Here is a 19,458-nt window from a genome sequence, read left to right on the forward strand (position 1 = left end):
CCTCCGCCTTGCATCTGCACGCACCAGAGCCCGCTCGGGGTGGCCAGAAGGCGCCGGCGCCGCAGCCGACCTGATCCGAAAGAAAGGCCCTAGGCGCCGAGGCTGGCTCCGCCGTCGACCGTCAGGTCGTGCAGCGTGATGTGCGCGGCGGCGTCGGACAGCAGGAACAGCACGGCGTCGGCGATGTTCTCGGGCCGGGCGATGCGGCCCAGCGGGATGCCGAGTCGGTAGGTCTCCGGGCGGCCGCGCAGGGTGGCCTCGCGGTCCGACTCGTCCCGCCACATCGAGGTGAGCATCGGCGTGTCGGTGGAGCCCGGGCCCACCACGTTGCAGCGGATGCCGTACGGCGCCAGCTCGACGCCGAGCGACTTGGTGAAGTGGGCGGCGGCCGCCTTGGAGGCGGCGTAGGCGGCCATCTCGGCGCGCGGGGTGCGGGCCGCGTTGGAGGCCACGGTCACGATCGCGCCCGAGCGGCGGGGCACCATCCGCTCGGCCACCGTACGGGACATGAGGAAGACACCGGTGGCGTTCACGGCGAACGTGCGGGCCCACTCCTCGTCGCCGTATCCGACGACGGGTCCCAGGTGCAGCACCCCGGCGGCGTTGACGAGGAAGTCCACGGCGCCCAGGGTGCGTTCGACGGCGTCGACCAGGTCGCGGACGGCGCCGGAATCGGTGACGTCCGCGGGGTACGGCGTGACCGTGCCCGGTCCCCCGGTCACCTCGTCGGCGCACTTGCGCAGCCGGTCGGCCTCGCGGTCGACGGCGGCGACACGGACGCCGGCCCGGACCAGGGCGGCGACGACCGCGCCGCCGATCCCGCCCGCGGCTCCGGTGACGATGGCTGTCTTGTCCTGCATGCTCTTCCTTTCGCTGCCGGGATGTCTCAGGGCCGCCAGGCGGCCACGACTTCCAGCGCCTGGGCGGGGTTGAGCCGGGGGTCGCACAGGCTGGTGTACGGGCCGCGGGCCGGCGCGCCGGGGGCGGTGTACGGGCCGCCGGGCAGGCATTCCAGGACGTCGTCCGGGGTGGTCTCCAGGTGCAGCCCGCCGGCCACACCGCCCGCCTCGCGCACGGCCGTCTGGAACGCCTCGATCTCCCGCCGGATGGTGTCCGTGTGCCGCCGTTTGCGCCCGTCGGGGCCGGTGACGGTGTTGCCGTGCATGGGGTCGGTGAGCCAGATCGCCGGGTGCCCCTCGGCCCGGACGGCGGCGACCAGGCGGGGCAGCACGGCCGCGGCCCGGTCGGCGCCGGTGCGGGCGATGAGGGTGAGCCGGCCCGGCTGGCGCAGCGGGTCGAGCCGCTCGCACAGGGCGACCAGCTCGTCGGGGGTCATGCCCGGACCGACCTTGCAGGCCACCGGGTTGACCACTTCGGCGAGCAGGGCGACATGGGCGCCGTCGAGCCCGCGGGTGCGTTCGCCGATCCACGGGAAGTGCGTGGAGGCGAGCAGCAGGGCGCCGTCCTCGGTGCGGCGCAGCAGGGGCAGTTCGTAGTCGAGCAGCAGCGCCTCGTGGCTGGTCCACACCACGGCCTCGGCGCCGCCGGCCGGCCGCGGGCCCGCCGTCCAGCCGAGGTGCCCCATGATGTCGGCGGCGGCCATGTACCCGGTGAGCAGGCGCAGCGGATCCGGGCGGCGGCTCTCCGGGTCGGGTTCCGGTCCGTTGACCAAGTGACCCCGGTACACGGGCAGTTCCCGTCCGGCGACGATCTCGGTGGGCTGCGAGCGGGGCTTGGCGAACTGTCCCGCCAGCCGCCCCACCCGGATCACGGGCCGGCCGGTGGTGAGTTTCAGCGCACCGGCCAGCAGATCGAGGACGGCGCTCTTGCGGGCGACGTGCCGGGCCGTGCAGTCGTCGGGGTCCTCGGCGCAGTCGCCGGCCTGGACGACCTCGGCCTTGCCCGCGGCGACGTCGGCGAGCAGCCCGCGCAGGACGGCGACGTCCTCGGCGCGGACCAGGGCGGGGCGCTGGGCGAGGGCCCGGCGCACCCGCGCCAGCTGGGCCAGGTCCTCCCAGGGCGGCTGCTGCCGGGCCTCCTGGTGACGGAGGTCGAGCAGGGCGTTGTCCACTGATGTCTCTCCCATGCGAGGTGCGGGCGTACGACGGTCGGGGGGCCGGTCACACGACCAGTCCGCCGTCGACGCCGAGGACCTGGCCGGTGATGTACGCGGCGCGGTCGGAGGCGAGGAAGGCGACGAGGTGGGCGACGTCGTCGGGCCGGCCGAACCGGGCGAGCGGGATCCGCTCCCGGAGCCGCTCGCGCACCGTGTCCGTCAGCGCCGCGGTCATGTCGGTGTCGATGAAGCCCGGCGCCACGACGTTGGCGCGGACGCCGTAGGGGCCGCACTCCTTGGCCAGGGCCCGGGTGAAGCCGATGATCCCGGCCTTCGACGCCGAGTAGTTGGTCTGGTGGGCGTTGCCGTGGACCCCGGCGACCGAGGACAGCGTGATGACGCAGCCGGCCTTGCGGCGCATCATCCGGGTGATCACGGCGCGGCAGACCGCGTAGGTGCCGTCCAGGTTGGTGGACAGCACGTCGTGCCACTCGTCGTCGGACATGAGGGCGAGGGGCCGGTCCCGGGTGATGCCGGCGGCGCTGACGAGCGTGCGCACCGGGCCGAGTTCGCGTTCGGTCTCGGTCACGAACCGCCGGACCTGCTCGGGGTCGGCGATATCGACGGTGCGGTGCAGCACGCGGGCGCCGGCCTCGGCCGCGGCGTCCGCCGCCTCCTTCGCGGCGGACTCGTTGGAGCGGTGGCAGAAGGCCACGTCGTGTCCCTCCCGGGCGAGCCGTGCCACGACGGCGCGCCCGATGCCGCGGGAGCCGCCGGTGACCAGGGCGACGGGCCGGCCGGTGCCCTCCGGGGCGGCCGGGGAGGTGGGGGTGGTCGGCGCGCTCATGCGGCGGCGAGTTTCTGCCGGACCAGCTCGTGCACGCCGGCCAGGGTGTTGATGGTCTTCAGCTCGTCGTCGGTGACGTCGATGCCGTAGCGGTCCTCGAGCCGGGTGGCGATCTCCAGCGTGATGAGGGAGTCCATGCCCAGGTCCTGGGTGAAGTGGGCGTCGTCGGTGACCTCCTCGGGCGACAGCTCGAAGGTGACGGCCATCAGGGCGCGCAGCTCTTCCAGGTCGACGGAGACGGAGGTGGTGTCGGGCACGGTCGTGTTCCTTTCTCGGGATGCTGTGGGGTCACAGGGCGGTGCGGGCCGCCGCCGGGGGCGGCAGGAGGGCCACCGCGGCGGACGCGTCCGTGCCGTGGGCCGTGGCCAGCACCAGGCCGTCGCCGCCGCCGTCGTAGTAGGCGACCGCGGCGGCGCACTGGAGCACGCCGAGGGCTCCGCCGCACTCCCCCAACCGGTCGGCCAGGCAGGCGAGCCTGGCCCGTTCGGGCAGGTGCGGCCGGTCTTCCTGGGGGGCTCCGGTCAGCCACAGGCCGATCGGCTCGGCCCGCAGGTCGGCCGCGGCGCGCAGCACCTCCGCGTGGTCGTGCCCGCGGTCGTATCCCCGCCACCGGGCGCGGACCCGGGCGCCCCGCCCGGCCGCGTGCGCGGCGGACTCCAGGACGACCGTGGCGGCGCCGTCCACGGGGTCGGCGCCCAGCAGCTTGGCCACGACCTCGTTGGCCGGTTCGACGCCGGTCACGACGACGGTGTCGGCGCGGCCCGCGGCGATCAGGTTGCGGCCCCAGTGCAGGGCGTCGAGTCCGCTCGTCGCTCCGTTGCACAGGGTGACCGCGGGCCCGCGCAGCCCGTAGCCGGCCGCGATCCAGCCCGCGATGGCGCTGGTGGACGTCTGCGGCAGTCCGGTCGCGCTGATGGCCCGCGAGGTGTGCCGGGCGGCGGTGTCGACGTAGTCGCAGACGCTGTCGTAGTTGCCGGTGTTGGAGCTGACGACGGTGGCGGTGCGGGCGCCGTCGAGGTCCGGGCCGTCCGGGCCGTACAGCCCGGCGTCGCGCAGCGCCGGTTCGACGGCGCGCAGCGCGAGACGGGTGGCGCGGTCCTTGTGCCGCAGATCTCGGCCCTTCAGACCGGTCTCCGGGTCGAACGGCGTGCCGCCGCGGTCGCGGTGCAGGAGGTCCGCGGGTCCCGCGAGGCCGGGCACGGCGAGCCCGGCTCCGGTGACCACCACCGCGGACGGGTGTGCCGTCGGTTCGCTGTTCACGCCTGTTCCACCCCCGCTGTCGGTTCGCTGTTCACGCCTTCTCCACCACCGCGACGGCGTTGATCCCGCCGAACCCGAACGCGTTGACCTGGGCGAGGGCGATCGGGGCGGGTGCCGCGGCGCCCTGCACCAGGCGCAGTCCCGCCGCCTCCTCGATGGGGTCGGTCAGTCCGATGACCGGCGGTACGGCGCCGTGCCGCATGCTCAGCACGGCCGTCACCAGGCTCAGCAGCCCGGAGCCGCCCAGCGTGTGCCCGACGCCCGACTTGACGGCCGTCATGAGCGGGCCCGGGGCGTCGGTGAAGAGCCGGGACATGACCGCCGCCTCGGTCTCGTCGTTGCGGGCGGTGCCCGTGCCGTGCAGCATCACGAGGTCGATGTCGCCGGGGCGCACCCCGGCCCGCTGGTGGGCGTCGCGGATTCCGGCCTCCACGCCCGCCGGGTCCGGGGCCGTGGGGTGGCCCGCGTCGCAGTTGAGGCCGACGGCGCGCAGCCGGGCCGCGACGCCCGTCCGCCGCGCTCCGGCCCGGGTGAGGACCACGGCCACGGCGCCCTCGCCCATGACCATGCCCTTGTGGCCGCGGTCGAAGGGGCGTGCGGCGTCCGGCACCAGGGTCTGTGCCCGGTCCATGGCGGCGAAGGTGGACTCCGCGATGGAGTCGGCGCCGGCCACGACCACGGTGTCCGCCTGGCCGAGGGAGATCAGGTCGGCGGCCATGCCGAGGGCGTACAGGGAGGCGGCGCAGGCGTTGGCGAAGGTGTAGCTGGTGCGTGCGTGGAAGCGGCGGCGCAGCGCGCTGCCGAAGTGCAGCTCGTCGGTGGCCACTCGGGCACCCTCGCGCCACCACAGCTCCACGCTGCGCTGCTCGCGCAGGGTGGTGCCGACGAGCACGGGGACCTCGCTGAGGTCGTCGTCGAGTCCGGCGTCGGCGAGGGCCTGCTCGACCGCCGTGAGGAGCCAGCCGGTGGCGCGCAGCGGGCGGTCGCCGCCGGGGCCGCGGTCGTCGATCTCGTAGGCGTGCCGGGCCTGGTAGAAGGCCGGGTCGAAGACGCGGACCGGGGCGCGGCCGTCGCGGCCGGCGCACAGCGCGTCGTAGGTGGCGCGAGCGTCGGCGCCGACGCTGCTGACGGCGCCCAGGCCGATGATGTCCCAGGTCATGCCTCGGCCACCCGGGTGCGCAGGGTGTGGGCCGCGGTCTTGCCGCTGACGGTCGTCGGCAGCTCGGGGAACAGCTCCACCCGGGAGGGCCGCTTGTGCGCGGGCAGTCCGCGCCGCGCGGCGCTGATCACGGCGCGGCGCACCCTGGCCGGGTCGGCGCCGTCCGCCGGCTGGACGCAGGCCACCGCCTGCTCCAGGCCGTTGGCGTCGCGGCCGGCGACGACCGCGCAGGCCGCGACGCCCTCGACGGTGCGCAGGACGCCCTCGATCTCGGCCGGGACCACCTTGTAGCCGCCGATGTTGAGGATGTCGTCGGCCCGGCACAGGTAGGCGAAGGAGCCGTCCGGGGCGCGCCGTACCAGATCGCCGGTGTAGGCGCCGCCGTCGGCGAAGGCGGCCCGGTCGGCCTCGGCCCGGTTGACGTAGCCGAGGGCGACGGTGGGGCCGGCGATGTGCAGCCGGCCCTCCTGCCCGTCGGGCAGTTCGGTGCCGTCGGCGTCGCGGACGGTGGCCCGGACCCCGGGGACGGGGAAGCCGAGCGCGCCCTCGGGTGTGCGGTCGGCCGGTGCGACCAGGGCGACGTGCATCAGTTCGGTGGCGCCGAAGCAGTTCACGAGCGGGGCGCCGAAGGCCGCCCGGATGCGCTCGGCGAGCGCCGGCGGGCAGTTCTCGCCGGCCGTGGTGCACAGCCGTACGGCGTCGTAGCCGGCGCTGTCCTGTCCGGGCAGCTGGGTCAGGGCGGCGTAGAGCCGGGGTACGGAGCAGAAGACGGTGGGCCGGTGGGTGGCGAGGGCCTCGGCCGCGGTGTACGGGTCGACCGCGCCGCGGATCAGGGCCGCGCTCGCGCCGGCCGCGAGGACGCAGAGCACCGCGTTGCCGAAGCCGTAGCCGAAGGAGAGGCGGGCGGTGGTCAGCAGCGTGTCGTCGGGGCGCAGCCCCAGGACGCCGCCGAAGCCGTCGATCATGGCCAGCAGGCCGGCCGCCGAGTGCCGTACGCCCTTGGGGGTGCCGGTGCTGCCGGAGGTGTACTGCACGAGGGCCTCGGCGTCGGCGGGCCCGGTGTGCGGCGGCGGGGTGTCGTCGGCGGGCGCGCGGCCTTCCGTCATCCTGCGGCGGGTGTCCTCGCCGTCGAGGCGCGGGAGGTGCGCGAGCGTTTCGTGCAGGGCGGCGCGCTTGGCGTCGGAGCCGTCGACGTGCACCACGCGGGCCCCGCAGTCCTCGACCGCGAAGGCGATGTCGGCGTCGTCGAGGAGCGGGCTCACCACGACCGGCACGGAGCCGAGCCACCAGTGGCCGAGGACCGCCGCCACCGTGGCCACGGAGTCCTCGGCGATCACCACGCCGCGCTCCCCGGGCCGGACGCCCGCCGCACGCAGCTCGGCGGCGTAGTCACGGGCCGCGGCGTAGAGCCCGGCGTACGACACCCGGCCCACGTCGGGGTCGGTGTAGGCCGTCCGGTCGCCCTCTTCGGCGTCGATCCGGTGCCGCACCAGGCGCCCGACCAGGTCGGCCTGGCCGGCCGCGGCGTCCGCCGGGGCGAGGACGGCGAGCGCGTCGGCCACCGAGCCGATCGCCGCCGCCTGCCGCGGTGTCAGGGCGGTTCCGAAGTTCTCCTGAATGCGGGTGATGGCCTCGACCTTTTCGAGGGAGGTCATGCCGAGTTCATCCACCCAGGGGTCGGACTCGCCCACGTCGGACGGTTCCAGTTCCAGAACTGTCGCCACGATCTCGCGCAGCTTTTCGCTTGCGAGCTTTCTCTGCGTGGTCACTGGTGGATTCCCTTCTGCCGATGGCCGAAAAGCTAGCCCGGCAGTCGGTGCCCGCACACCGCGCGAACGAGTAGGCACCCCACCGACTCACCTACTCGTTCGAGTAGTTACGGCCGCCACGGGTCGGCGTCTACCGTCGTCACCGACGTGGCGCGCCCCCTCGCCGCGCATCTCCCTGCACCCGACCAAGGCCAGGTGAACATGCCGCTCACGACGCGATCCATGCTCGATCAGGACGCCCGCCGGCGCATTTACGAAGACACGTCCGTGGGCGGCGGGAATGCGTGGAGAAAGGCGCTCGAACTCAGTCCGCATCCGGATCTGACCTGCCTTGTGGCCGATCGCCCGGTCATGAATGTCGACGGTGTGCCTCAGTCGGAATTCAATCTGCGGCAGCTCGACGAACTGGCCGAGTCCTGGGCGTCGTTCTACTGGGACCGCGGGGTGCGGCGCAGCGACCGGGTCGCGGTCTACATCGAGGACTCCTTCGACGACCAGGTCCAGCTGGCGGCCCTGGCCCGGATCGGCGCGATACCGCTGCTCGTCAACGGGCGCATGGAACCGGACCTCGCCCTCGGTCTGATGGCGCGCACCGACCCGGTCGGGCTGTTCACCGACGCGGCCCACCTGGCCCTGCTGGACGGCCGCCAGGAGAAGCTGGCGACGCTGCGCTGGACCGTCACCGCCGACGACGCGCGGGTCCTCGGCCGGCGGAGCCTGCCCGACCGGGCGCTGTACCGGCACGGCGACGACGACCCGGTGTTCCTGTGCCACTCCTCCGGCACCACCGGCACCCCGAAGCCGGTCATCTGGGCGCACCGGCAGAGCCTGTACGGTCCGGGCTGGCGGCTGTCCGTGCCGGAGGACCCGACGGTGATGCTGTCGGCGGCGCCCCAGTCGCACTCGTCGGCGATCGCGTACACCTTCTACTCGCTGCTGTGCGGCCTGCCGCTGATCTCCTTCTCCGACCAGTCCGGGCCCGGGGTGGCGCGCGGCGCCCGGGAGCACCGGCCGACCCGCATCCTGGCGTTCAACCAGACGTACTCGGAGCTGGCCTCCATGGAGCTGGACCCGGAGGACTTCACCTCGGTCCGGGAGTGGCAGAACACCGGTGACTCGGCGCACGACGCGCACATCCGCAAGCTGATCCGGTACGGCCACCACGTGGTGGACGGCGAGCGCCGGCCGGGCTCGGTCTTCAGCGACGGCCTCGGCTCCTCGGAACTGGGCTGGGCGACGCTGCGCCGCTATATCTCCCAGGACACCCCGCCGCGCCCCCGCTTCCTGGGCAACCCGGTGCCGGCCGGCGAGGTGGCGGTGCTGCGCGAGGACGGCACCCCGGCCGCCGACGGCGAGGTCGGCCTGTTCGGGCTGCGCAGCAAGTCCGTCATCCCGGGGTACTGGAACGACGCCGACACCTACTACCGCAGCAAGCTGGCCGGTTACTGGCTGTCGGGCGATCTCGCCTACCGGGAGGGCGAGGACTTCTTCCATGTGGACCGCGCGGTGGACACGATCCACACCCCCGAGGGCCCCGGCTACTCGGTGCTGATGGAGGAGATCCTGCTGCTCGCCCTGGAGGAGGCGGCGGACTGCGCGGTGGCCGCGGGACGCCGCGCGGGCGTCCCGGCGCCGGTGGCCGTGGTCCGGGCGCCCGCCGACGCGGACCCGGCGGAGCTGCTGGCACGGGCCAACGCGGCGCTGCGCGAGGCCGGCCAGCCGCCGCTGGCGCTGCTGGAGACGACCGTCGACGAGGCCGCCATCCCGACCGGCCCCACCGGCAAGGTGCTCAAGCGCAGGCTGCGGGAGAAGTACGCGGACCTCGACGCCTACACGGCCTCGGCCACCGGCCGGTTCGCCACCGAGACGAAGGACGCGGCGGCCCGATGACCGAGTCCTCCGCCGCCGGGCCGGAGGAGAGCGCCGACCTGTCGGCGTGGATCAGCCGGCCCGGCGGCCCCGAGACCCTCGCCGCGCGCATGGGCATCGAGCTGGTCGAGGCGTCGCCCGAACGGCTCGTCGGCACCATGCCGGTGAACGGCAACAAGCAGTTGTACGGCATGCTGCACGGGGGCGCGTCCGTGGTGCTCGCCGAGACCCTCGGGTCCATCGGCGCGGCCATGCACGCGGGCGGCGGCCATATCGCCCTCGGGGTCGATGTCAACGCCACGCACCACCGGCCGGTGCGCAGCGGTGTGGTGACCGCGGTGGCGACTGCACTCTCCCTCGGTCCGACCCTTGCCTCGTACGATGTTGTGATCACCGATGAGGCGGGCCGGCGTACGTGCACCGCGCGGATCACCGTTGCCCCCAACACCGCTCAGCGCATGCAACGAGGAAAAAGATGACCGAAGCGGCTTCTTCCACCCCTGCGCACACCCGCTCGGCCGACGGGACGTCCCCGCGCAGACCGTCCATCGCGGCCGTGCTCACCGTTCTGCTGGCGGGCACCTTCGTCACCCAGTTCGACTTCTTCGTCGTGAACGTGGCGGCGCCGTCGTTAGAGAGCGACCTCGGGGCCGGTGCCACGGCCCTCGAACTCATCGTGGGCGGCTATGCGTTCGCCCTCGCCAGCGGCATGGTCACCGGCGGCCGGCTCGGTGACCTGTACGGCCACCGGCGGCTGTTCACGATCGGCATGGCCGGGTTCGGCCTCGCCTCGCTGCTGTGCGGCATCGCCGTGAGCCCGGGGCAGCTCATCGCGGCCCGGCTGCTCCAGGGACTGACCGCGGCGCTGATGGCGCCCCAGGTGCTGGCGACCATCACGGCGACGTTCGCCCCGGCGGAGCGGCCCCGGGCGATCGCCGCCTACGGGGTGACGGCGGGCATCGGCTCGATCGCCGGGCAGCTCCTCGGCGGGCTGCTGCTCAACGCCGACATCGCGGGACTGGGCTGGCGCGTGATCTTCCTGGTGAACGTGCCGGTGTGCACACTGGTCGCGCTGTGCGCCCCGCGGGTGCTGCCCCCGGCCCACTCCGGCCGGGGCGCCGGCATCGACCCGGTGGGCGCGGCCGGCCTCAGCGCCTCCCTCGCCCTGCTTCTGGTGCCGCTGGCGCTCGGCCACTCCTCGGGCTGGCCGGTGTGGACCTGGCTGTCCATGGCGGGCGGTGTGCTGCTCGGCGCGCTGACCCTGTGGTGGGAGCGGACGCTGGGGGCGCGCGGCGGCTCCCCCGTACTCGACCTGACGCTGTTCCACGGCTCGTCGTTCCGGGCCGGCATCATCGCGAGCGCGGCCTTCTACATCTACTTCGGCAGCTTCATCTTCACGCTGACGCTGCTGCTCCAGGGCGGCCTCTCGCTCAGCCCGGTCGAAGCCGGTCTGACGTTCACGCCGATGGGTGTGAGCTACATGGTGTCGTCGCTGGTGGGCAAGCGCCTGACGGCCCGTTTCGGCATGAACGCCCTGATCGGGGGTTCGGCGGTGACCGCTCTGGGGCTGCTGGCGCTGCTGCTGCGGGTGCGGGCGGCCGGTGCGGACACCGAGGTCGCCTGGATCTGCGGGTGCCTGTGCCTGGTCGGCCTCGGCAACGGTGTCGTGCTGCCCTCGCTGATCGGCGCGGCCCTGCTGCGGGTGCCGCCGCAGAAGGCGGGCATGGCGTCGGGTGCGCTCACCACGGCGCAGCAGTTCTCGAGTTCGGCCGGCGTCGCGGCCGTCGGTGCGGTGTTCTTCGCCGTCGCGGGGGACGGGCGGCCGGGTTCCGCCTACCCGCACGCGATGGTGGCGGCCACCTCCGTGTGTCTGGCGATGGTGCTGGTCGTGATGGGCATGATGGGGGTCTTCCGGCGGATCGCCGCTCAGGAGAAGACCGCCGAGGCGTGAGACGGGCTCCTCCGTCCGTCCGTTCGCCTGTCGATCCGTTCGTCCGTTCGTCTACGACCCTGCGGGCCACCGTGTTCTCCCCGTGCTGCCAACACCGGGGGGACCGCGGTGGCCCGGTGACGATCGCGTATCCGCCGTGTATCACGGGCGTATCACCGCGGCATCCGCGGCGCCCGGTACGGCGGTTCCGGCTTGTCCGGCTTCCCCGCCGGCCCGCAGACTCTCGGGACGACCCAGGAGTTCGGCCGAGCGAAGCTGATGGAAACCCGCATGCTGGACCACGCAGTCCCCCACGAAGCACCACTCGACGCGGCCCCGGTCTACGGTGAACTGTCCGAGTCCGCCTGGCAGTTCGCCCAGGCGGCCGCGCTCGTCGGCGATGTGTTCACCTTGCAGGAGATCGCCCGGGTGCAGTCGGTGACAACCTTGTCGATGCTGCCCGCCCTGGAGGAGACGGTCGAGGCCGGGCTCATCCGGTTCACCGGTGACCGCCTCGCCTTCCGGTCCCCCGACGTCCGCCGGGCGCTGCACGCCCGGATCCCGGCACCGGTGCGCCGGACTCTGCTGCGCGGGGCGCCGGCCGCCCGGCCGGCGGGGCAGCCGGCCGCGGAGGCGCACGCGACCCCGGACGCCCTGGTGTCCGCCCTGTTCCTGTCGCACGACAACCCGAGCGGCCCGCTGGACCCGCGGACCGCGGAGGCGGCCCACCTGGCGCTGGCCGAGACCCTCTCCCCCACCGGTGACCCCGCGTCCGCGCAGGCCGAGGCGTCCCGGGTCCTCTCGCTGTTCGGCCCGGACGAGCAGGGGCGGCGGGAGCGTGCCCGGGCCATGGTCCGGGCGGGCGGACCGGGGGCCGTCCCGGTCGTCGCGGCCGTGGTGCTGTCCAACCTGGAGTGGGCGGCGGGACATCTCGACGAGGCGCTCCGCTGCGGCCGCGAGGCGCTGGCCGCGGACCACGCCGTCCTGCCGCCCGGCTGGCGGCCGTACCCCTCGCTCGCGCTGGCCGTGAAGCTGACCCAGCTCGGCCGGTTCGCCGAGGCCAAGGCCGCGTTGACGCGGACGAGCGAGCTGGCCGAGCGCCTGGGGCACCAGCGGGCCCGGGCCGAGGCGGCGATCGTACGGGGCCGGCTGCTGCTCGGGGCGGGCCGCACCGAGTCCGCGGAGGCCGAGATCTCCTCCGGGGTCTCGCTCGCCCAGCGCACCCACGCCCGGCTGCCCGCCTCGCAGGGCCTGTCCCTGCTGTCGCTGCTGTCGCTGGCCCGTGGCCAGCGGGGCGAGGCCGCCGACCAGGTGTGGCGGGCCCGGATGGAACTCGTCGCCCAGCCCGGTTCGTTCCTCTCCCTGCGGCACACCTGGGCCGACTTCCAGGTGGCCACGGCCGGCATGGACGCGCGCGCCGCCGTCGGCCTGCTGGTGGAGCGCTACCCCGATCTGCTGGCCAGGCCGTCGCTGTTCGTGCGCGACCCGGCAGCCGCGGCCCGGCTGGTGCGGCTGAGCCTGGCCGCGGAGGAGAACTCCCTGGCCGCCGCGGTCACCCGGCGCGTCGAGCGGCTCGCGGAGCGGAACCCCGCGCACCCGGGCCTGGCCGCCGCCGCGACCCATGCACGGGGGCTGCTGTACGAGGACCCCGACGCCCTGGAGCACGCGGCGGCCGAGCACCGGGCGCCCTGGGCCGCCGCCGCGGCGAGCGAGGACCTGGGGACGCTGCTGCTCGGCCGGCCCGGCAGCGACACCGGCACGGCGCGCCGCCATCTGCGGGCCGCGGCCGAGCGGTACCACGCGATCGGCGCGCACGCCGCCGTGGCCCGCCTGGAAGCGCTGCTCCGGGAGAGCGCGCAGGGCCGGCAGCGGCCCGCCGACGCCGAGCCCGCGGCCCGCCCGGAGCAGGCCGGCGCACCGGCCGGGAGCGCGCTGACGGCGGCCGAGCAGCGGATCGCGCGGCTGGTCGCGCAGGGTCTGACCAACAAGCAGGTGGCGACGCGGGTGTCGTGCTCGCCGCACACCGTCAACTACCACCTGCGGCAGATCTTCCGGAAGCTGGGCGTGGCCTCCCGGGTCGAGCTGGCCCGGCTGCTGGGCTGAGCCGCGGCCGGGCACCTCTTCCGAACCGGCACACTTTCTCCACAGAACACGGATTCCGATAACCGGTGCATTGCTCTTCCTGCACCTCACCCGACTTCACGTTGCCCGACCCACCCATCCGGTTTACCGTGCCACGCAACTTTCTTTCGTGGCGCTCGTCACAGGCTGTTACCGGCCGGTACGGAGGTAGCGTTGCGTCGCCCAAAGCATCGCCAAGGAGGGGGAGTTGAATGCGACTGGACATCGCTGACGGCACGTTTTCCTTCAATATCCTTGGCCCATTGGAAATCATTGCGGCAGGCGCGGAGATCACTGTCGCGGGGGCCCGCCAGCAGACACTCCTGACGCTGCTCCTGCTGGACGTCGGCAAGACGATCACCGGTGCGCGGCTGATCGACGGCATCTGGGGCGGCCGGGCTCCGCAGACCGCGGAGGTACAGCTGAGGATCTGCGTCTCCCGGCTGCGGCGCGTGCTGGCCGAGGGCGGGCTGCCGGATGTGATCAGCACCGAGAGCCAGGGCTACCGCCTGACCGTGCCCGAAGACCGCGTCGACGTGCGGCGTTTCACGGCCCTGGTGGACCGGGCCGCCCGGGCCGAGGCCGCGGGGGACGACGCGGAGGCGGTACGGCTGCTGCGCTCGGCGCTCGGCCTGTGGCGCGGTCCCGCCGCCGAGGGGCTCACCGGGCCGCTCGTCCGGGCGGCCGCGGCCCGGCTCGACGAGGAGCGCATGAGCGCCCTGGAGCGCTGCTTCGGACTGGAGCTGCGACTGGGCCGGCACCATCGCATCATTCCGGAGCTGATGGCGAGCGCCGCCGAGCACCCTTTCCGGGAGACGCTCCAGTCCCAGCTCATGAGGGCGCTTTACCACGCGGGCCGGCAGGCGGACGCGCTGAATGTCTACCGGGATGTGAAACGGCGCTTCGCCGAAGAACTCGGAATAGACCCGTCGCAGCGCCTTCGGGCCCTGGAACAGAGAATTCTGGAACAGCATCCGGAACTCGGCGGCCACAAAACCGCGCTGCCGCAGGACGCCCACATCCGGCTGGCCGCGCTGGAACGCGAGAACGCCTCACTGCGTGCGGAACGGAAGCAGATCGACCACCTCATGGTGCGTCTCATGCGGCGGCACGACCTCCGCGTCCGCTCCTGAGCACACCGGCGGCACACCGGCACGTACCACCGCGGCGTCCGCCGCGCATCCGAAGAAAGAGTGCATGCATGATCTCCCAGGGTCGGCGCCCGAGCGGCAGCCCTGTACGCCGTACCGTGCTGTGGACCGGCGTGGTGATCGCCGGGACCGCGGGCTGGGCGGTGCTCGCCCTCTCCCGCGGTGAACACATCAGCGCCGCATGGCTGTTGCTGGCCGCGCTGTGCACATACGCGATCGGCCACCGCTTCTACGCCCGCTGGATCGCCCGTACGGTGCTCGGCACGGACGACGAGCGCGTCACCCCGGCCGAACGCCTTGAGGACGGCGTCGACTTCGTGCCGACGGACCGCCGGGTGCTGTTCGGCCACCACTTCGCGGCAATCGCCGGGGCGGGACCGCTGGTGGGGCCGGTACTCGCGGCGCAGATGGGGTATCTGCCCGGCACCCTGTGGATCGTGGTCGGCGCCGTCCTCGCCGGTGCCGTGCAGGACATGGTCACGCTGTTCCTGTCCCTGCGGCGCGACGGCCGCAGCCTCGGCCAGCTGGCGCGGGCGGAGATCGGCCCGGTCGGCGGGGCCGCGGCGCTGCTCGCCGTGTTCGCCATCATGATCATCCTGCTCGCGGTGCTCGCCCTGGTCGTCGTCAACGCGCTCGCGGACTCCCCCTGGGGCACCTTCTCCCTCGCGATGACCCTGCCCATCGCCGTCTTCATGGGCATCTGGCTGCGGGTCGTACGCCCCGGCAAGGTGTTGGAGACCAGCGCGCTCGGCGCCGTCCTGCTGCTGCTCGCGATCGTCGGCGGCGACTGGGTCGGCCGCACCCCCGCCCTGGCGCGGGCGTTCACCCTGGACCCGGGCACGCTGGTGTGGATCCTCATCGGCTACGGGTTCGTGGCGAGCGTTCTTCCGGTGTGGCTGCTGCTCGCACCGCGCGACTACCTCTCCACCTTCATGAAGGTCGGGGTGATCGGGCTGATGGCCGTGGGCGCGATGCTGACGCTGCCCCGGATGCAGGCGGACCCGGTCACCCGGTTCGCCCATGAGGGCGCCGGCCCCGTCTTCTCCGGTGGCCTCTTCCCGTTCCTGTTCATCACCATCGCCTGCGGCGCGCTCTCCGGCTTCCACGCGCTGATCTCCTCCGGGACCACACCCAAGCTGGTGCGGCGCGAGTCGGACGTGCGGCTCGTCGGGTACGGGGCGATGCTGACGGAGTCGTTCGTCGCGCTGATGGCGCTGATCGCCGCGTGCGTTCTCGATCCCGGTCTCTACTACGCCGTCAACTCCCCCGCTGCGCTGCTCGGTCCGACGGCGGAGTCGGCGGCGCGGGCGGTGCAGCACCTCGGTTTCACGCTCACGCCCGAGACCCTGCGCCAGGTCGCGTCGGCGGTCGGTGAGCACTCCGTGGTGGCCCGGACCGGTGGCGCCCCGACCTTCGCGCTCGGCCTGTCGCACATCCTCTCCGAGGCGTTCGGCGGCGAGGCGATGCGGGCCTTCTGGTACCACTTCGCGATCATGTTCGAGGCGCTGTTCATCCTGACCACGGTGGACGCCGGGACCCGGGTGGGCCGGTTCATGCTCCAGGACACCCTCGGCAACGTCTGGCGGCCGCTGCGGGACATCAGCTGGAAGCCCGGTATCTGGGTGTGCAGCGCGGCGGTGGTGGCGGCCTGGGGCTACTTCCTGCGGGCCGGTGTCGCCGATCCGCTCGGCGGCATCAACCAGCTCTTCCCCCTGTTCGGCATCGCCAACCAGCTGCTCGCCGCGGTCGCCCTGTGCGTGTGCACGACCGTACTGATCAAGCAGGGGCGGGTCCGCTGGGCCTGGGTCACGGCGCTCCCGCTGGCCTGGGACGTGGTCGTGACCCTGACCGCCGCCTGGCAGAAGGTCTTCTCCGCCGACCCGGCCATCGGCTTCTTCGCGCAGCGCGAGCGGTACGCCGACGCCCTGGACCGGGGCCGGCTGCTCGCCCCCGCGCACGACACGGACTCGATGCGGCAGATCGTCACCAACTCCACGCTGGACGGCACGCTCACGGCGGTGCTCGCCGTGCTGGTGATCGTCGTGGTGGCGGACGCGGCGCGGGTCTGGTACCGGGCGCTGAGGTCGCCCGAGCCGCTGCCGACCGCGGAGACCCCCAAGGTCGCGCGCACCGCGGACGGCCCGGTCCCGGTCCCGGAGCGTGTGGCATGACCCGGCTCACCGGGGCGCGGGCCGTGTTCCGCACGGTGTCGGCGTATCTGCGCGAGGTCTTTGGAGAGGCGGCCTTCGAACGGCACTGCCGGGCCCACTCGGCGGCGCCCCTCTCCCGGGCCGAGCGCAGCCGGCTGTGGCGCGAGCACACCCGCCGTACGGTCCGGGAGAGGGAACGCTGTTGCTGATCCGCAGCCGGGTTCACGGCGGCGCCCCGGGCCAGGGGCCCCAGTCACTACGACCGGGACGCGCCGGTGGCGGACAGCAGCCGGCCGGAGACCTCGCGGGCGACCGCGTCGGTGTGCCGGGTCAGGTAGAAGTGGCCGCCGCCGTAGACCTTCAGGGCGAAGTCCCCGGTGGTGTGGGCGGTCCAGGACCGGGCCTCGTCGAGCGTCACCCGGGGGTCCTCGTCGCCGATGAGGACGGTGACCGGGCAGCTCAGGTCGGGGCCGGGGACATAGCGGTAGGTCTCGATCGCCTTGTAGTCGCTGCGGAGCGCCGGCAGGACCATGTCCAGCAGCTCGGGATCGGCCAGCAACCGCGCGTCCGTGCCGCTGAGTTCCCGGACGTCGCGGACCAGGACGTCGTCGCCCTGCTGATGCAGGAACTCCTCCCGGTGCTCGGAGGGGGCCCGCCGCCCGGAGGCGAACAGCGCGGCCGGGACGACGCCGTGCTCGTTCTCCAGGAGCCGGGCGACCTCGAAGCCGAGCGAGGCGCCCATGCTGTGTCCGAACACCGCGAACGGACGGTCGGTCAGCGGCAGCAGCTCGGGGACGAGCCGGCGGGCCAGCTCGGAAAGGGAGTCGATACAGGGCTCCCGGTGGCGGTCCTGGTGGCCGGGATACTGGACGGCCAGGGCCTCGACGTCCGGGGCCAGAGCCGCCGAGAGCGGGTGGTAATAGGTGGCGCCGCCGCCTGCGTGCGGCAGGCAGACCAGCCGGATGCGGGCCTCGGGGGACGGGTGGAAGCGCCGTATCCACGGGCTGTTGTGCTCGGGGGTGTTCAACGTCCGCCACTCCTTTGCTTCTTCGCTTCGCCGCACCGGTTCGGATCGGCCGGGCGCGGACGGGGTGCGGAGAACGGCGTACGCCGCCGCGTCGTGGAGTGTACATTCCGCGCAGGAGATCCGCTCGGCATTTATTGGGGACACGGGCATGGCCGTCACGCGTCCCTGCGCCCCCCGGAGGACCCGACTGCAAACAATTGCACATCGCCCCCGGCCGTTTTAGCGGCGCGACCGCGTGCGAGGTGAAACTTTTTGCAGATCATCCCGATGTGCAATTTCCTGCACCTCCCGGATCGCCGCCCCACGCCTCGTCTCCGCAGCTCAAGTGGGCGATGCAGGCACTGAGTTCCGCGTCACAATGCGGTCATCCGCCCCAAGCTTGACTCTCTTAGTGAGCCGAGGCTAACTTCAGTGCTGCCGCAAACCGGCATCATCTTGCGGGGTTTACGGGGGAGTGAAACGGGGGTGGGACAGAGATGAGCCGCAGAGTATCGGCCGAGTCCGCGTAACCTTGAATTCACGTGCCATCGGGTTTACCGACGGCGCTTATCGCCGGTCACGGATATCCCTTTTCGGTCCGTTTCCGGATCATGTACAGACCTGTTCCGCAAACAGCCGGGCGGCGCCGCCGTTCGGCCGCCCGCGCGCGCTCCCGCCCGGCTCCTGCCCCTGCTGCCGTCCCCCCACCTCAGCCAGCCACCAGCCCGATGGGATCCGAAAGAACATGCCCCCCAGAGTCCTCACCGGCATCGGCCCGCAGCATCGCCCGTCAGCAGAAGAGAGGATCTAGCCAGATGCCGAACCGGATTCTGCTGCTGGCGCTGAGCCTCGGTGCGTTCAGCATCGGCACCGACGGCTTCGTGATCAGCGGCCTGCTCGACCGCATCGCGCGGGACTTCGACGTCACCACGTCCGTGGCCGGACAGCTGGTCACGGTCTTCGCCCTGCTCTACGCGATCAGCGCGCCGATCCTCGCGGCCATGACCGCCCGGGTGCGGCGCAAGCAGCTGCTGGTGGCCGCCCTGATCGCCTTCGTGGTCTCCAACGTGCTGGGCGCCGTCGCCCCCACCTACGAAGTCCTCATGCTCGCGCGGGTGCTGGCCGCCTTCGGCGCCGCCCTGTACATCCCCTGCGGCATCGCGGTCACCGTCAGCGTCACCACGGAGGAGTGGCGCGGCCGGGCGATCGCCCTGGTGGCGGGCGGTATGTCCGCCGCCACCGCGCTCGGTGTCCCGATCGGCACGCTGGTCGGCGCCATCGGCAGCTGGCGGATCACCCTGGTCCTGGTAGCGGCGATGGCGCTGCTGGCGACGATCGTCCTGATGGTGGCCCTGCCGGAGGTGCCGACCCCGCCGTCGGTCACCATCCGGGAGCGGCTCGGGGTGGCCGCGCACCCGCGGGTGCTGGCCGCCCTGCTGTCCAACGCGCTCGCCTGCGCCGGTGTGTTCACCATGTTCACCTACATCGCGCCGCTGGCGATGAAGACCACGAAGGTCGACTCCACCGGAGTCAGCGTCTTCCTGCTGGTGTGGGGCGTCGCCGCGGTCGCCGGCAGCGCGGTGGGCGGCCGGGCCGCCGACCGCTGGGGTGGCGACCGCGCCTACTTCGGGTCCGCCGCGGTGCTGTCCGTCGGGCTGCTGGTGCTCGCCCTGTTCACGCTTCCCACGCCGAGCGGCTCCTGGGTCGGCCGCGGACTGTTCGGGCTGATCCTCGCCGTCATCAGCGTCTCCTGCTGGTCGCTGCCCACCGGGCAGAACCACCGCATCGCGAGCCTGGACATCCCGGCGCCCACCGTCGCCCTCTCCCTCAACAGCTCCTCCACCTACCTGGGCATCGCCGCCGGCGGCGCCCTGGGCGGTGTGGCGACGGGCGGCGGTTCGATGACCGCGCTGACGCTGACCGCCACCGGCATCGAGGTGCTGGCGGTCATCGTGCTCGCGGTGGCCGCGGCCCTGTTCGCCCGCCGGCGCGCCGCCGCCGGCCCGAAGAGCGCGCAACGCGACCTGTCCGCCACCAACTGACCGCCGTGACCCGGCGGTCACGCCGAGCCACCCACCGGCCACCGACACCCCCGGCGGCCGTACCACCCACGCGACGACCGCCGGTCACCCCGGCGGTC

The 19,458-nt window shown here is 73.4% G+C and carries 16 protein-coding genes; 8 read left to right on the forward strand and 8 right to left on the reverse strand.

All coding sequences use genetic code 11. The annotated features are described in order from the left end of the window. Positions 1-89: 89 nt before the first annotated feature. Genes ACWCV9_RS21840 through ACWCV9_RS21870 form a run of 7 tightly spaced genes read right to left on the reverse strand, consistent with a single transcriptional unit; the run spans position 90 to position 7,091 of the window. Positions 90-860: a 2,3-dihydro-2,3-dihydroxybenzoate dehydrogenase gene (locus ACWCV9_RS21840; protein WP_450788769.1), complete on the reverse strand. Its 771-nt coding sequence runs from the start codon at positions 858-860 to the stop codon at positions 90-92. 26 nt (positions 861-886) lie between these two features. After that, a complete protein-coding gene (locus tag ACWCV9_RS21845) occupies positions 887-2,071 on the reverse strand; it encodes a 3-deoxy-7-phosphoheptulonate synthase (protein ID WP_450789107.1) in 1,185 nt (394 codons plus the stop codon). A gap of 49 nt (positions 2,072-2,120) precedes the next feature. Further along, complete coding sequence (gene fabG / locus ACWCV9_RS21850) at positions 2,121-2,903, reverse strand: 3-oxoacyl-[acyl-carrier-protein] reductase (RefSeq protein ID WP_450788770.1); 783 nt, start codon at positions 2,901-2,903, stop codon at positions 2,121-2,123. Then, positions 2,900-3,160, reverse strand: a complete 261-nt coding sequence (locus ACWCV9_RS21855; RefSeq protein ID WP_450788771.1) for an acyl carrier protein — start codon at positions 3,158-3,160, stop codon at positions 2,900-2,902. Before ACWCV9_RS21855 ends, fabG begins: the two co-directional genes overlap by 4 nt. A 31-nt stretch (positions 3,161-3,191) precedes the next feature. Beyond that, positions 3,192-4,163 (reverse strand): beta-ketoacyl synthase N-terminal-like domain-containing protein, encoded by a 972-nt coding sequence (locus tag ACWCV9_RS21860; protein WP_450788773.1) that lies wholly within the window; start codon positions 4,161-4,163, stop codon positions 3,192-3,194. Positions 4,164-4,194: 31 nt separating this feature from the next. After that, positions 4,195-5,322, reverse strand: a complete 1,128-nt coding sequence (locus ACWCV9_RS21865; RefSeq protein WP_385842235.1) for a beta-ketoacyl synthase N-terminal-like domain-containing protein — start codon at positions 5,320-5,322, stop codon at positions 4,195-4,197. Continuing rightward, positions 5,319-7,091 carry an AMP-binding protein gene (locus ACWCV9_RS21870; protein WP_450788774.1) on the reverse strand — a complete coding sequence of 591 codons (1,773 nt, stop codon included), beginning with the start codon at positions 7,089-7,091 and terminating at the stop codon, positions 5,319-5,321. Before ACWCV9_RS21870 ends, ACWCV9_RS21865 begins: the two co-directional genes overlap by 4 nt. A 333-nt stretch (positions 7,092-7,424) precedes the next feature. On the opposite strand from ACWCV9_RS21870, the gene ACWCV9_RS21875 reads away from it, so the two are divergent. The 7 genes from ACWCV9_RS21875 (at position 7,425) to ACWCV9_RS21905 (ending at position 16,521) form a co-directional block, all read left to right on the forward strand. After that, on the forward strand, positions 7,425-8,981 hold the full coding sequence (locus ACWCV9_RS21875) for a class I adenylate-forming enzyme family protein (protein ID WP_450788776.1): 1,557 nt from the start codon (positions 7,425-7,427) through the stop codon (positions 8,979-8,981). Further along, positions 8,978-9,439 carry a PaaI family thioesterase gene (locus ACWCV9_RS21880; protein WP_450788777.1) on the forward strand — a complete coding sequence of 154 codons (462 nt, stop codon included), beginning with the start codon at positions 8,978-8,980 and terminating at the stop codon, positions 9,437-9,439. Before ACWCV9_RS21875 ends, ACWCV9_RS21880 begins: the two co-directional genes overlap by 4 nt. Then, the gene (locus tag ACWCV9_RS21885; protein ID WP_450788778.1) at positions 9,436-10,911 is read left to right on the forward strand and encodes an MFS transporter; all 1,476 of its coding nucleotides are present in this window, start codon (positions 9,436-9,438) and stop codon (positions 10,909-10,911) included. The genes ACWCV9_RS21880 and ACWCV9_RS21885 overlap by 4 nt, the downstream gene beginning before the upstream one ends. Positions 10,912-11,181: 270 nt before the next feature. After that, entirely contained in the window at positions 11,182-12,993 is a 1,812-nt protein-coding gene (locus ACWCV9_RS21890; protein ID WP_450788780.1) for a LuxR C-terminal-related transcriptional regulator, read from the forward strand. Between the two features lie 230 nt (positions 12,994-13,223). Continuing rightward, positions 13,224-14,144, forward strand: a complete 921-nt coding sequence (locus ACWCV9_RS21895) for an AfsR/SARP family transcriptional regulator (protein WP_450788782.1) — start codon at positions 13,224-13,226, stop codon at positions 14,142-14,144. Between the two features lie 68 nt (positions 14,145-14,212). Beyond that, on the forward strand, positions 14,213-16,333 hold the full coding sequence (locus ACWCV9_RS21900) for a carbon starvation CstA family protein (protein WP_450788783.1): 2,121 nt from the start codon (positions 14,213-14,215) through the stop codon (positions 16,331-16,333). Beyond that, positions 16,330-16,521, forward strand: a complete 192-nt coding sequence (locus ACWCV9_RS21905) for a hypothetical protein (protein WP_450788785.1) — start codon at positions 16,330-16,332, stop codon at positions 16,519-16,521. Before ACWCV9_RS21900 ends, ACWCV9_RS21905 begins: the two co-directional genes overlap by 4 nt. A 47-nt stretch (positions 16,522-16,568) precedes the next feature. On the opposite strand, the gene ACWCV9_RS21910 is transcribed toward ACWCV9_RS21905, so the two are convergent. Continuing rightward, entirely contained in the window at positions 16,569-17,339 is a 771-nt protein-coding gene (locus ACWCV9_RS21910) for a thioesterase II family protein (protein ID WP_450788786.1), read from the reverse strand. 794 nt (positions 17,340-18,133) lie between these two features. On the opposite strand from ACWCV9_RS21910, the gene ACWCV9_RS21915 reads away from it, so the two are divergent. Continuing rightward, positions 18,134-19,360, forward strand: coding sequence for an MFS transporter (locus ACWCV9_RS21915; protein WP_450788788.1), 1,227 nt, complete (start codon positions 18,134-18,136; stop codon positions 19,358-19,360). Positions 19,361-19,458: the final 98 nt, after the last annotated feature.

Source organism: Streptomyces sp. NPDC001606 (assembly GCF_053596835.1).

What these genes read in the sequence shown, in the direction of transcription:
- ACWCV9_RS21840 (WP_450788769.1), bottom strand. Translation starts at nt 860, where the DNA reads ATGCAGGACAAGACAGCCATCGTCACCGGAGCCGCGGGCGGGATCGGC.
- fabG (WP_450788770.1), bottom strand. Translation starts at nt 2,903, where the DNA reads ATGAGCGCGCCGACCACCCCCACCTCCCCGGCCGCCCCGGAGGGCACC.
- ACWCV9_RS21865 (WP_385842235.1), bottom strand. Translation starts at nt 5,322, where the DNA reads ATGACCTGGGACATCATCGGCCTGGGCGCCGTCAGCAGCGTCGGCGCC.
- ACWCV9_RS21880 (WP_450788777.1), top strand. Translation starts at nt 8,978, where the DNA reads ATGACCGAGTCCTCCGCCGCCGGGCCGGAGGAGAGCGCCGACCTGTCG.
- ACWCV9_RS21885 (WP_450788778.1), top strand. Translation starts at nt 9,436, where the DNA reads ATGACCGAAGCGGCTTCTTCCACCCCTGCGCACACCCGCTCGGCCGAC.
- ACWCV9_RS21890 (WP_450788780.1), top strand. Translation starts at nt 11,182, where the DNA reads ATGCTGGACCACGCAGTCCCCCACGAAGCACCACTCGACGCGGCCCCG.
- ACWCV9_RS21895 (WP_450788782.1), top strand. Translation starts at nt 13,224, where the DNA reads ATGCGACTGGACATCGCTGACGGCACGTTTTCCTTCAATATCCTTGGC.
- ACWCV9_RS21900 (WP_450788783.1), top strand. Translation starts at nt 14,213, where the DNA reads ATGATCTCCCAGGGTCGGCGCCCGAGCGGCAGCCCTGTACGCCGTACC.
- ACWCV9_RS21905 (WP_450788785.1), top strand. Translation starts at nt 16,330, where the DNA reads ATGACCCGGCTCACCGGGGCGCGGGCCGTGTTCCGCACGGTGTCGGCG.
- ACWCV9_RS21915 (WP_450788788.1), top strand. Translation starts at nt 18,134, where the DNA reads ATGCCGAACCGGATTCTGCTGCTGGCGCTGAGCCTCGGTGCGTTCAGC.